Raw genomic sequence first — 13,796 nt, forward strand, 5'->3', positions numbered from 1 at the left:
CAGGATATTTGACGAGATTGCCACGCAGCCTAAGGCTGCTCGCAATGACGACTCGGTATCCATGCAGGCAATGCAACGCAAGAATAGCATTTAAGTATATTCTTTGATAAATTGCTCTAGTAATCTCACGCCGTATCCTACTGCCCCCTTAGGACCGAGTGCTGAAGCTTTATTACTATTTGCAACGCCTGCTATATCTAAATGAGCCCAATCTACTCCATCTTTAATGAAACGTTTAATGAAATGTGCAGCTATGCAGCTTCCGGCAGCTCTTGGTACGTTCCCGATATTTGCCATATCGGCTATGTCGGAGTTAATCATTGCATCGTACTCATCATGCAGCGGCATTCTCCAAAGTTTTTCATTAACTTCTTCCCCTACTTTTATTAACTTATCAGCTAACTCATCATTATTGGAAAAACAACCAGCATATGTATTACCAAGTGCTATGGTTATTGCTCCTGTTAGAGTTGCAACATCAATCACGCATTTAGGCTTAAATTTTTCTTGTGCATACCAAACAGCATCAGCAAGTACTAAACGCCCTTCTGCATCGGTATTTAAAACTTCGGCAGTTTGCCCTGACATGGTAGTTACTACATCCCCTGGACGCTGTGCATTACCGGACGGCATATTTTCGACAAGCCCTACAACACCGACTATATTTACAGATAATTTTTGACCAGCAACCGCAATGATGGTACCCACAACTGCTGCAGAACCTCCCATATCGTATCGCATTAAGTGCATATCACTTGACGGTTTTAATGAAATACCGCCTGTATCAAAAATCACTCCTTTACCGACCAAAGCAATAGTCGGAGCATCCTTACTGCCACCTTTATATTCCATCACCACTAACTTTGACTCGTTTTGTGAACCTTGCCCCACACCAAGTAATGCTCCCATACCAAGGTTTTTCATCTCACGTTCACCGATAACATCAACATCTACCCCTAGCGGTTCAAGTCTATCAACTATTCTTTCGGCATAAACTTGAGGAGTTTTAATATTTGACGGTTCATTACTTATATCTCTTGTAAAAAATACTGCTTCAGCAATTAATTTTTTGATTTCAAATAATTTTGCCGTTTCAGTGCTATTATCAGTAAAAATTTCAATTGACTCTACTGCGAACTTCTCTGCTTCTTTTAAGGTAGTTCTATATTTATCAAATCTGTAAGAAGCAAGAAACGCACCGCTAGCAACTAAAGATGCAAATGTTTGAGATGTAAACCTGCTAATTCTATTTGTAAGTTTTAAGCCAATAGTAGAAATTTTACAACCGGTTGCATGCTGTAAGATTTTGCCGCCTAACTCTTCAATTTTTGCTTCAGTTAATTTTTCTTCATTCCCAAGACCTGCTATTATCAAATATCTAACCTCGCCTGATTTAATGACGGACGGAATAACCTTGATCTGTCCATATTTACCGGTAAATTGCAGTTTATTCTGAATAGTTTTAGAAATTAATCCATGATGTTGTTGATCAAGTCCTATTAAATTACTATCAAGCTTTAACTGTTCATCAATAAAAACTACTAGACCTTGATTAGTAGATGATTCTTCATTCACAAAATTTACGTTAAGCATATTTACTCCTTATATTATTTTTGACTTTGGATCATTCTATTTATCTTGATAAAACTTTGCAAGTATTATAATTAATTTAAAACAAAATCTCATTAAATAGCATTTGACAAATGTTAACGTTTTTTATATCTTACTGACGAATTAGTTAAATTTAAGTAATAATACAGTATATGACATCACTTCTCATTTAATTAAGCAGAAGTATACAATGATTAAAGCATCATGTGAGTTAAACCAAGATATGGGTAAGATTTATAGTCTCACTCCTCATCCAATACGATATAATTGCCTTAACTATTTAAAGTTATTATCTCTACCTATATCGCTAGCATTTTATATAGCAAAGCTTTGTTTTACGGCTAATCCGTCATGGACATGGATCGGGGTTAATATTTTGCATGAGAAGATGGGTCAAGCAACAGCCAAAAAAATATTACACGGCTTACCTGACGAAGTAGAACCAGATCAAAATATACCTAAAATTGTCGAGTATGTATTTAGACAATATGAAGAAAATCCTACATTAACCCCTATTATTGAACCTACATTTATACAAAAATTTTTAGCAAAGGCCAGTAAATATATTCCTGCTTTGTCTAGAATAGTAAAGTTTTGGAATGAAGGAGGAATTAACTATTCTGATGAAATACAAACAAAACGAGCATTAATTGACGTTATTTATAAACACATTATTGCTAAAGCTTATGAAGTAGGTAAAAAAGGAGGAAAACTTGAAATAACGGATGTGACAGCACTTTTCCCAAAGATAAATTTTGAAGAAAAAGTCAATGCTGCATCAGCAAATCTTGAAACAGAGAAGGTAGAAGTAAGCAATGAAGAGTCTTTAATTTCTGAATTGCCTGTTAGACATCTTTCTAAACCAGCTTATAGAGAGGAATTTAAAAGAGATACGGAACGCAGCACCGCAGCGTATATAGACATAAGTGAGGATGCGAGTACCGGATCGACGTCTAAATTACCTCTAGAAGTGAAGTTTGGAAAGATGTCTATTGATCAAAAACACGAAGAAGCTACGATTACTACTAATGCAAATAATAGTATTAACCCATTAGTAAACTTACTCATGTTAAAAGCTTTACATGATGCAATTCGTCAAGAAGTACTGAAAACTTATGTTGAACATTGTTTAGCAGAAATTCAGATATCTAAAAATCAAGAAACACTTGAAAACTTCCAATATGACGATTCTTTAGCAAGATTACAATTATACGGTAATTATGATAACAATAATACGTATACCTTTGAACAACCAGTATCTTATTTAGGTCAAGCCTACGAGCATTTAACAGCACCGATTGCTTGTTATTAAAGCGTCATTTTGCAAGTGGGCAATAAGAAAAAGCCTATAAAAAACCAAGTTTTTTATAGGCTTTTTTTGTCAATAATGTGTAGTAAGGTTATTTTTCTGGATTCCCGCTTCTAGCTAGGAAGGCATTGTTGCGTGGATACCACCTCGTCATTGCAAGGACATTACAAAGTAATTGACGAAGCCAGCTCAGGGGAGTTTGTTATTATTTCATGAGATTGCCACGCCAGCATAAATGTTGGCTTGCAATGACGGGTTTTTTATAAACTATCCGGTATATACGAAGATCCACTTGGAAAAGAGCAAAGGGTCTGTAAATCGAGGAGCAGAGAGTATATTAAACGTTCAGCATCCTACGACTTACAAAGACGACACAGCCAATTTTTCAAGTTCTATCTTAGTATATTTATACATTCTCTTCATCAAGCTTTACGGCTGCTTTACGCATTTTATCCATAAAGTAACCGGTTCCAGCAGGTACTAATCGTCCAACTATCACGTTTTCTTTTAGTCCTCGCAACTTATCTACTTTACCAGCAATAGCTGCTTCAGTTAAAACTCTAGTAGTCTCTTGGAATGATGCCGCGGAGATAAACGATCTAGTTTGCAGAGAAGCTTTAGTAATACCTTGTAATATTAATTGTGCTTCAGCAGGTTTTAAACCATTTTTCATAGCTTTTTCATTTATCTCATCAAATTCATGTCTATCTATTTTTTCACCTGCTAATAACGTAGTTCCGCCTGAATCCGTAACCTCTACTTTTTGTAACATCTGACGAATAATAACTTCTATGTGCTTATCATCAATCTTTACACCTTGTAGACGATAAACGGCTTGAACCTCATTAACAATATAATTTGCAAGAACCTCTACGCCCATTACTTTTAAAATATCTTGAAGTACCGGATTACCGTCAATCAATAAATCACCTTTTTTAACAAAGTCACCTTCGTTAACTACAACATGCTTGCCTTTTGGTACCATATATTCAATAGACATTGTTTCATCAATCGGATGTATAATAATACGTCTTTTAGATTTATAGTCTTTACCGAATTCTACTCTACCGTCAATTTCGGCAATAACTGCATGATCTTTAGGGCGTCTTGCTTCTACAAGCTCGGCAACTCTTGGTAAACCACCGGTAATATCTTTAGTAGTGGTTGATTCTTTCGGTATACGTGCAATGATATCACCTACCGATATTTGTACTCCGTCTTCTACGCTTAAAACTGCTCCAACCGGCAAGTAATATCTAGCTTCTAAACCGTTTAATAAGGTGATAACTTCACCTTTAGCATCTAAAAGCTGTATACGCGGACGTAATTCTGCACCGCGTGAATATTGCTTTGATTCAATAATAACTTTACTCGGTATTCCGGTAGCTTCGTCAGTTACGTCACGAATAGAAATACCCTCAACCATATCTTTGAATAAAACTTTACCTGACTTCTCCGTGATAATCGGTATAGTATAAGGATCCCATTCTGCTAGTTTTTGAGTTTTAATCACCATATCACCGTCATCAACAAGTAATCTAGCACCGTATGGAATTTTATGACGAGCCTTTTCATTACCGTGATTATCAAGCAATAATAATTCACAATTTCGGCTCATAACAATTTTGCGTTCTTCAGAATTAATCACAACGTTACGACTTATAATTTTCACTTTTGTGTCATAGGAAGCGTCTACGGAAGAAACCTCAGCACCTTTTGTTGCCGCTCCTCCGATATGGAAAGTTCTCATTGTAAGCTGCGTACCCGGTTCACCGATAGATTGAGCAGCAATAACCCCAATTGCTTCACCCTCCGATACTAATGTACCGGTAGCAAGATCCCTACCGTAACATATGCTACATATACCGGTAGTACTTTCACAGGTTAATACGGATTTTATCATAATTCTGTCGAGTCCTGCCGACTCAATCTGCTCTAACTTTGCTTCATTAATAAGCTCGCCTTTATTGAGAATTAGATCATTAGTTACCGGATGAAATATATCAATAGCAGCAGTACGACCTAAAATCTTTTCAGCTAAAGGTACTATAACTTCTCCACCTTCAATAACACTCTTAACTTCAATTCCTTTATCAGTTCCACAATCTTTTTCAGTAATAATACAATCTTGTGCAACATCTACTAATTTTCTTGTTAAGTAACCTGAGCTTGCCGTTTTTAAAGCCGTATCTATTTGCCCTTTACGCATTCCGTTAGCAGAATTAAAACACTCAAATTCAGTTAATCCTTCCTTAAAGTTAGAGATAATAGGAGTTTGTATAATTTGACCGTTTGATTTGGTCATTAAACCTCGCATACCGCCTAGCTGCTTAATTTGCTGGAAAGAACCTCTTGCTCCGGAAATAGCCATCATATATATAGCATTTATTTTCTGATGATTTGGAGCATCATTAACCGGCGGCGTAGCAATCTCTTTCATCATGTCGTTTGCTACTCTATCGGTACATCTTGACCAAGCATCGACTACTTTATTATATTTCTCTCCGTAAGTAATTAAACCGTTTGAATATTGTTGTTCAAATTCTTTTATTTCAAGCTGAGTTTCGTTGATATGAGTACTCTTAGATTCCGGTACTACCATATCGTCCATTCCAAAAGAAATACCTGAAGAACAAGCATATTTAAAACCTAGTTTCATTAGCTGATCGGCAAAAATTACCGTAGCTTTTTGACCGCAGTGACGATAAACTAAATCTATAACTAATGATATGTCTTTTTTAGTTAGTTGTTTATTAATAAACTTGAATTCTATATTAGGGTTAGAAGGCAATAACTCACCGACCATTAATCTACCGTAAGTAGTATCAATGATAACAGGGACCATTTTACCTTCGGCATTTAACTGATTTCTACGATATTTTATCTTTGTATGAATAGTTATAAATTTATTATATAAAGCATGTTCCATCTCAGCTAAATCTGAGAACATCATCCCTGCGCCTACTTCATTATCAAATGCAAGGGTTAGATAATATAAACCAAGCACTATATCTTTATCCGGTACAATGATAGGACGACCGTTTGCGGGGCTTAAGATATTATTTGTAGACATCATAAATACCCTAGCTTCAAGCTGTGCTTCAATCGATAACGGGATATGTACTGCCATCTGATCACCATCAAAATCCGCATTGAACGCAGCACACACAAGCGGATGAAGCTGGATCGCTTTACCTTCAATTAATAGCGGTTCAAATGCTTGAATACCAAGCCTATGTAACGTCGGAGCCCTATTCAGTAAAACCGGATGCTCTCTAATTACCTCTTCAAGCACGTCCCACACTTCGGATTTTTCAGCTTCCACCATTCTTTTAGCGGCTTTAATAGTTGTAGCGATGCCGTACAACTCAAGCTTAGAATAAATAAACGGCTTAAATAACTCCAGAGCCATTTTTTTAGGTAAACCGCACTGGTGAAGTTTAAGCTCAGGTCCTACCACGATAACCGAACGTCCTGAGTAATCAACCCTCTTACCTAGCAAGTTCTGACGGAAACGCCCCTGCTTACCTTTAAGCATATCACTTAATGACTTAAATGGACGCTTATTAGCATTTTTCGCTGCTCTACCGCGACGACCGTTATCAAATAACGCATCCACCGCTTCTTGTAACATTCTTTTTTCGTTTCTGACTATTATATCAGGAGCTTTTGACTCTATTAATTTCTTTAAACGATTATTTCTATTAATTACTCTTCTATAAAGTTCATTTAAGTCTGAAGTAGCAAATCTTCCGCCGTCAAGCATAACAAGCGGTCTAATTTCAGGAGGAATAACCGGTAAAACATCCATAATCATCCATTCCGGCTTGTTTTCCGACTCTAAAAAATTCTCTACTAATTTTAAACGCTTTACTAATTTTTTCTTTTTGACTTCTGAAGAAGTGGTTTGTAATTCCTCGTATAACTCTTGCTTTAACTTTGAAAAATCAAGCTCTTTAAGCATTTGTTGTATTACTTCTGCACCTATAGAGGCAGTAAATGCATCTTCACCGTACTTATCTTTTGCTTTCTGTAATTCTTCCTCTGTTAAGAGTTCGCCTTTTTGTAAAATCGATAGCCCTGGGTCAACTACTACATAATTTTCAAAATAAAGAATCTTTTCTACATCTCGCATTGTCATATCAAGAAGTGTACTAATTCTTGAAGGTAGCGACTTTAAAAACCAAATATGAGCAACGGGAGCTGCAAGTTCAATATGCCCCATTCTTTCACGTCTTACTCTAGAAACCGTAACTTCAACGCCGCATTTCTCACACGTAATGCCACGGTTTTTCATCCGCTTATATTTACCGCAGAGACATTCATAATCTTTTACCGGACCAAAAATTCTTGCACAAAATAAACCATCTTTCTCAGGTTTAAAAGTTCGATAGTTAATTGTTTCAGGTTTTGTTACTTCACCGAAAGACCACGAACGTACCTGATCGGGACTTGCTATATTAATCCTTATCTGATCAAATTGTTGAGTATTACTTAATTGTCCGTAAAAATTTACTACGCTCATAAATACTTTTCCTTAAAAATTACTCGTATATACTCGGTGAATTTCAAAAATTGGCGTTGTCGTTCTACAAGTTCTGCGGTGCTCACGTATTAAGTATACGCTCCGCTCCTCGCCTTGTGAACTCCTAGCTCTTTTTGAAATTGACCTTCGTCTACCCAGAGTTCTTATTGCACCCTATATGTCATTCCCGCAAAAGCGGGAATCTAGTTAAACAGATAAAAAACAAGTTTTTTATCTGTTTAAATGACCTGTCTTTCTTAACTTGAAGTTACTTCAAGCTTTACGTTAAGACATAAAGATCTAAATTCTTTTATCATAACATTAAATGATTCAGGAATGCCTGATTCAAAATTATTTTCACCACGTACTATAGAATCATAAGTTTTGATCCTACCGTTTACGTCATCCGACTTAACCGTTAACATTTCCTGTAACGTATAAGCTGCACCGTAAGCTTGTAATGCCCAGCATTCCATTTCTCCGAAACGCTGTCCGCCGAAATGAGACTTACCTCCAAGCGGTTGCTGCGTTACTAAGCTATAAGGTCCTATAGAACGGGAGTGAATTTTATTATCGACTAAATGATGCAATTTCAGCAAATATTTCTGTCCGACGGTTACTAGACGGTCAAAATATTCACCGGTTCTACCGTCAATTAATTTCACTTGTCCTGAAGGGTCTTGACCGGCAAGCTTTAGCATATCTTTAACGTCCTGAACTTTTGCTCCGTCAAATACAGGAGTTGCAAAATGTACGCCTTTACTTACTTTCTTACAAAAAGCGATAATCTCTTCTTCCGGTCTTTCAAGTATAGAATTAATATTTTCTCCATACAGTTCAATTAAGAATTTCTTAATCTGCTCAATACCTATATGTTTATTTTTATATTCCTTTACTAAGGTAGATATTTTTTTTGCTAAATTTATTGATGCCCACCCAAGATGCGTTTCTAAAATCTGTCCTATATTCATACGGGACGGAAGACCTAGAGGGTTAAGAACGATATCTACCACAGTTCCATCTTCTAAAAACGGCATATCTTCTTCAGGTACGATACGTGAAATAACACCTTTATTTCCGTGTCTTCCTGCCATTTTATCCCCGGGTTGTAATTTATGCTTAGTTGCAATAAATACTTTTACTACTTTTAAAGCTCCCTGAGGTAAATCATCACCACTTTGCAATTTCTCTACCTTAGTAGCAAATCTTTTATCAAGAGCCTCTTTTTTCTCATCATAATGAGTCTTTATCTGCTCTATTTCATTCATTACATTTGCATCTTCCACGGTAATCTGCCAAAATTGCCCTTTAGATAAGCCTTTTAGCATTTCAGTAGTAATAGTTTGTCCTACTGTTGCTTGCTTAGGACCGTTAATAATCACCTGCCCTACTAAAAGCTTTTCAAGCCAACTAAACACAAAATGCTCAATAATTTCTAATTCATCGTCTCTGTCTTTTGCGAATTTTTCAATTTGTTGTTTTTCAATAGCAATAGCTCGCTGGTCTTTTTCTACACCTCTACGAGAAAATACCCTTACTTCTACTACAGTTCCGTTCACTCCGGAAGGTACATGCAGCGATGAATCTTTTACGTCAAAAGCTTTTTCCCCGAAAATAGCACGTAGTAGCTTCTCTTCAGGAGTAATAGGCGATTCACTTTTTGGTGTTACTTTTCCAACTAAAATATCACCGGCTTGTACTTCTGCACCTATATAAATTATTCCGACCTCATCAAGATGACGCAACGCTTCTTCACTTACATTCGGTATATCACGGGTAATTTCTTCAGGACCAAGGCGTGTATCTCTAGCTATTACTTCAAACTCTTCAATATGAATAGATGTAAATACATCCTCTTTTACTATACGTTCGGATATTAAAATGGAATCTTCAAAATTATAACCGTTCCAAGGTAAGAAAGCCACAAGCACGTTTCGACCTAAAGCAATTTCACCGTTATCCGTACTAGGACCGTCAGCTATAATATCGTTTTTCTTAACGTAATGACCGACCTTAACTAAAGGCTTTTGATTTATACAAGTATTATGATTGGATTTTTGGAATTTTAGTAAGTTATAAATATCAACCGAAGGAGAACCGTCAACTTTTTGTTCTAGAATTCTAATCACGATTCTATTTGAATCTACCTGCTCAACAATACCGTCATGTAATGCAAGCACTGACGCTCCGGAATCTTTAGCTACTACCCCTTCAACTCCGGTACCTACAAAAGGTGCATCCGTTTTAATTAAAGGAACGGCTTGTCTTTGCATGTTTGAACCCATCAAAGCACGGTTCGCATCATCGTTTTCTAAGAAAGGTATAAGAGAAGCCGCAACCGATACTACCTGCATAGGAGTCACATCAATGAAGTCTACCTCATACGGTTCTACCATTACAAAATTACCGCCTTCAACACGGCAATTAATAAACTCTCCTTGTAGCTTTCCGTCTTTATTAATTTTAGAATTTGCTTGTCCGATTTTGTATTTACCTTCTTCAATAGCAGAAAGATATACCACTTCATCGGTTACACATCCATCTTTAACTCTTCTATACGGACTCTCTATAAAACCATGTTTATTTATTCTAGCATAAGTAGCCATAGAGTTAATTAACCCGATATTCTGACCTTCAGGTGTTTCAATAGGACAAATACGACCGTAATGAGTAGGATGTACGTCACGCACCTCAAAACCTGCTCGATCTCGACTAAGACCTCCGGGACCGAGTGCCGACAGCCTTCTTTTATGAGTTATTTCCGATAATGGATTTGTTTGATCCATAAATTGGGATAATTGGGAGGTACTAAAAAATTCTTTTACTACTGCAACTAAAATTTTAGAATTTACTAAATCATGAGGCATTACGGTATCAACATCACCTGCCGACATCCTTTCAATTACAGATTTTTCCATTCGGACTAAACCTATTCTAAATTGATTTTCTATCAATTCACCTACCGATCTAACCCTTCTATTACCTAAATGATCAATATCGTCTATGATACCTTTACCGTCTTTAAGCTCTACTAAAACTCTTACGATATTTTTAATATCATCAATTGTTAAAACCGTAACTTCTTCAGAAATATTCAGCTCTAACCTAGAATTCATTTTTATTCGCCCGACTTCTGAAAGATCATATCTTTCCGTATCAAAGAATAAATTATAAAACAGGCTTTCAGCCGCTTCGATATTAACAGGTTCGCCTGGTCTTAGAACTCTGAAAATATCACATAATGCTGCCTCACGATCCTGATTTTTATCAGCAAATAAGGTGTTCCTTATATATGGACCGGATTGAGGATTGATTACTAATACGTTAACATTTTTAATTTTAAGATCATTAATAACATTTAGCATATCAGCAGTAATCATTTCACCGATTTTTGCTAATACTTCATCGCTTGCAGGATCTCTTAAATCTTCGGATAGATATTTGCCGATTAAAGTTTCATGAGCTACTAAAATATTATTAAGCCCTTCCCCAAAATATTTTTTAGCCAAACGCGGAGTAATTTTTTGTCCTGCTTTCAGTAGAATATTTCCGGTATCTGCATCTACTAAATCACTTGTTAAACGATGCGCAGTAATATGCTGAGGTATAAATTTAACCGCCCAACCTTTATTTTTAACAAGCTTATAAGTTACTGAATTATAATAAAATTTTATAATTTCTTCAGTACTCATACCTATAGCTCTAAGCAAAGTAGTAGTATAAAGCTTTCTTTTTCTATCAATCCTGAAATAAATAACATCCTTAGCGTCGAATTCTAAATCAAGCCAAGATCCTCTATATGGAATAACACGAGCAGAATATAAAAGCTTGCCGGAAGAGTGGACTTTTCCTTCATCATGATAAAAGAATACACCAGGTGAGCGATGCATTTGTGATACAACTACTCTTTCCGTACCGTTGATAATAAAAGTACCGTTTTTAGTCATTAATGGGATATCACCCATATATACTTCTTGCTCTTTAATCCCTTTAATTTCTCTAGTACCGGTATCCTCATCTATATCCCAAATACTTAATCTTAAAGTAACTTTAAGAGGAGCAGCATAACTTAAACTTCTTTGACTGCACTCTTCTACATCATATTTTGTAGTATCGAATTCATATTTTACAAATTCTAAATTAGCAATATTGGAGGAATCTGAAATAGGAAAAATTGAGTTTAATATAGATTGTAAACCTTTGTTTTTTCTTTCAGAATCTTTAATATTTAACTGTAGAAAGTTTTTCTCATATGAATTTTTTTGAATTTCAATCAAATTCGGTATATCTGCTACTAAATTTATGTGACCGAAATTTTTTCTTATTCTTCTATTATGTGACAAGGGTTGTGCTTCTATATTATCCCTTAATGAAACCATATAATCTCCTGACTGATAAAATTACTGCCCGTATTACAGTGATTAGGTCCTATGCACTTTTAATAGAATAATCATAATTATGGCTCTTTTTAGCTGTAAATCATAAGATTTTTTTGAAATAGTAATAAACTCTCCTCTCAAAAATCTTATTAATTCTCGCTTAAAAATATCTCCTAATTAATAATCATTAATCAAAAGTGTTCAGAACCTAGGTTCTGTATATAAAATTTAAATTATTTATATTTTAAACAATAAAGTTTTTATTGGAATAGATACCTATTTCAATAAAATACTTATAATTTGCAGTAAAATAAAATATACTGTTTTAAAATTTTTCACATAAAACTTAAATTAAAGAAACCTAGTAAGTTTCTTATTTAGATCTTGTGTAGGCTCTACGAACATTTCCAAAAAGATTTGATTTTGGTTATTTGTTTGTTGCAACAAATTATAATATTTTTTTAAAATAGGTAGCTATTCCTTCAAAAATCTCATTAATTTTCACTAAAAATCAATTATAAATGTTCACAGAACCTAGAAAATTTCAATAATTTAAACTTCTAGATGTATGGTACATTAACCAAATTATTTTAATCAATAAGATTTTTAATGTAATAGCTTTATCCTATTGCAAAAAAATAACTTAATTTAAAGCTATAAAATATTTCATCTGTAATGCAAAAACATTAGGTCCTGTAAAAAAATTAATCTATACTTAGTTGTTTTTGATTGAAAATCATAAGATTTTTCTTGGAATAACAACAACTGTTTCAACAAGAATCTTATTAATTTTTACTTAAAACTATCTAAAATACGAATAATTCAACTTTTGCTCCAGCAGCTTCTAACTTACCTTTGATTTCGTCTGCTTCTGCTTTTTTCACATTGCTTTTAATCGGCTTTGGAGCTTCATCAACTAATTTCTTAGCTTCAATTAAACCAAGACCTGTGATATCTTTCACAACTTTAATTACTTCAACTTTCTTATCACCGGCAGCTGTTAAAACTACTTCAAACTCAGTTTTTTCAGCTACTGCTTCAGCCGCAGGAGCTGCAGCACCGGCAGCTGCTACAGCTACAGGAGCTGCTACAGATACACCCCATTTTTCTTCTAGCATTTTCACAAGCTCAGCTGCTTGCATTAACGTTAATGATGATAATTGTTCTTCAATTTTAGCTAAATCTGCCATAATTTTTTCCTTTTTACTTTTTTTATATTGAGAGATTACTACATCAGGCATTTTAAAGTTAATTAAATTCTTTTGTGCTTCAAATTATAAGACTTTTTTAAAATAAGAATAATATCCTATAAAAAACCTTATTAATTTTCACTATAACAGCTCTTTAATTATCAATTAAAATACCTGATGCAGTAACCTTTAAGTTAATTTTTACTAGCATGTGCTTGTATTACTCTCGCCATACTCGAAGATGTGGCTTGTAAAACACCTACAACCTTAGTAGCCGGTGCTTGTAATAACCCAACAATGTTACCCCTAAGCTCATTAAGTGTAGGTAGCTTAGAAAAGTCTTTTATTGAATGTTCATCTAATACGTGATTATCTACTATTCCACCGATAATCTTAAGATTATCATTAGCCTTAGCAAAATTAACTACTAATTTTGCCATCTCAACTGGTTCTTTAGAATAAACAATAGCAGTAGGACCCGCAAATAAATTAGCAATACTATTAAGCCCTGTTTGATTTGCAGCTATTTTTGCTAAAGTATTTTTAACTACTTTAAAACCTGCTTCTTTAGATTTAAGTGATTCTCTAAGCGAACTCACTTGACTAACGGTTAACCCGTGATAATGAGTAATAATTATAGAGGGCGATTCTTTATAAATATTTACAATATCCTCTACTGCTACCGGTTTTTCTGATCTTAACACCTTTTAATTCTCCTTTTATAATACAGTTTAATATATTTAAACTGATACAAATGCTTAAAATAACAAAATTTTTTTATT

6 protein-coding genes are annotated in these 13,796 nt (G+C 34.8%); 1 reads left to right on the forward strand and 5 read right to left on the reverse strand.

Going from position 1 to position 13,796, the window contains the following annotated elements; translation table 11 throughout:
• Positions 1–90: 90 nt before the first annotated feature.
• Entirely contained in the window at positions 91–1,593 is a 1,503-nt protein-coding gene (locus RPR_RS03960; RefSeq protein ID WP_012736721.1) for a leucyl aminopeptidase, read from the reverse strand.
• Positions 1,594–1,801: 208 nt separating this feature from the next.
• Between RPR_RS03960 and RPR_RS03965 the strand changes: the two genes are divergently transcribed.
• The gene (locus tag RPR_RS03965; RefSeq protein WP_012736722.1) at positions 1,802–2,923 is read left to right on the forward strand and encodes a palindromic element RPE1 domain-containing protein; all 1,122 of its coding nucleotides are present in this window, start codon (positions 1,802–1,804) and stop codon (positions 2,921–2,923) included.
• 403 nt (positions 2,924–3,326) lie between these two features.
• Here RPR_RS03965 and rpoC read toward each other — a convergent pair whose 3' ends face one another.
• The 4 genes from rpoC to rplJ form a co-directional block, all read right to left on the reverse strand.
• Positions 3,327–7,445, reverse strand: a complete 4,119-nt coding sequence (rpoC, locus tag RPR_RS03980; RefSeq protein ID WP_012736723.1) for a DNA-directed RNA polymerase subunit beta' — start codon at positions 7,443–7,445, stop codon at positions 3,327–3,329.
• A 257-nt stretch (positions 7,446–7,702) separates the two neighbouring features.
• The gene (gene rpoB, locus RPR_RS03985) at positions 7,703–11,824 is read right to left on the reverse strand and encodes a DNA-directed RNA polymerase subunit beta (protein ID WP_012736724.1); all 4,122 of its coding nucleotides are present in this window, start codon (positions 11,822–11,824) and stop codon (positions 7,703–7,705) included.
• 806 nt (positions 11,825–12,630) lie between these two features.
• The gene (rplL, locus tag RPR_RS03990; protein ID WP_085065809.1) at positions 12,631–13,014 is read right to left on the reverse strand and encodes a 50S ribosomal protein L7/L12; all 384 of its coding nucleotides are present in this window, start codon (positions 13,012–13,014) and stop codon (positions 12,631–12,633) included.
• Between the two features lie 194 nt (positions 13,015–13,208).
• Positions 13,209–13,718, reverse strand: a complete 510-nt coding sequence (gene rplJ, locus RPR_RS03995; protein ID WP_012736726.1) for a 50S ribosomal protein L10 — start codon at positions 13,716–13,718, stop codon at positions 13,209–13,211.
• Between the last annotated feature and the right edge of the window lie 78 nt (positions 13,719–13,796).

Source organism: Rickettsia peacockii str. Rustic (assembly GCF_000021525.1).
Taxonomy (GTDB): Bacteria; Pseudomonadota; Alphaproteobacteria; order Rickettsiales; family Rickettsiaceae; genus Rickettsia; species Rickettsia rickettsii.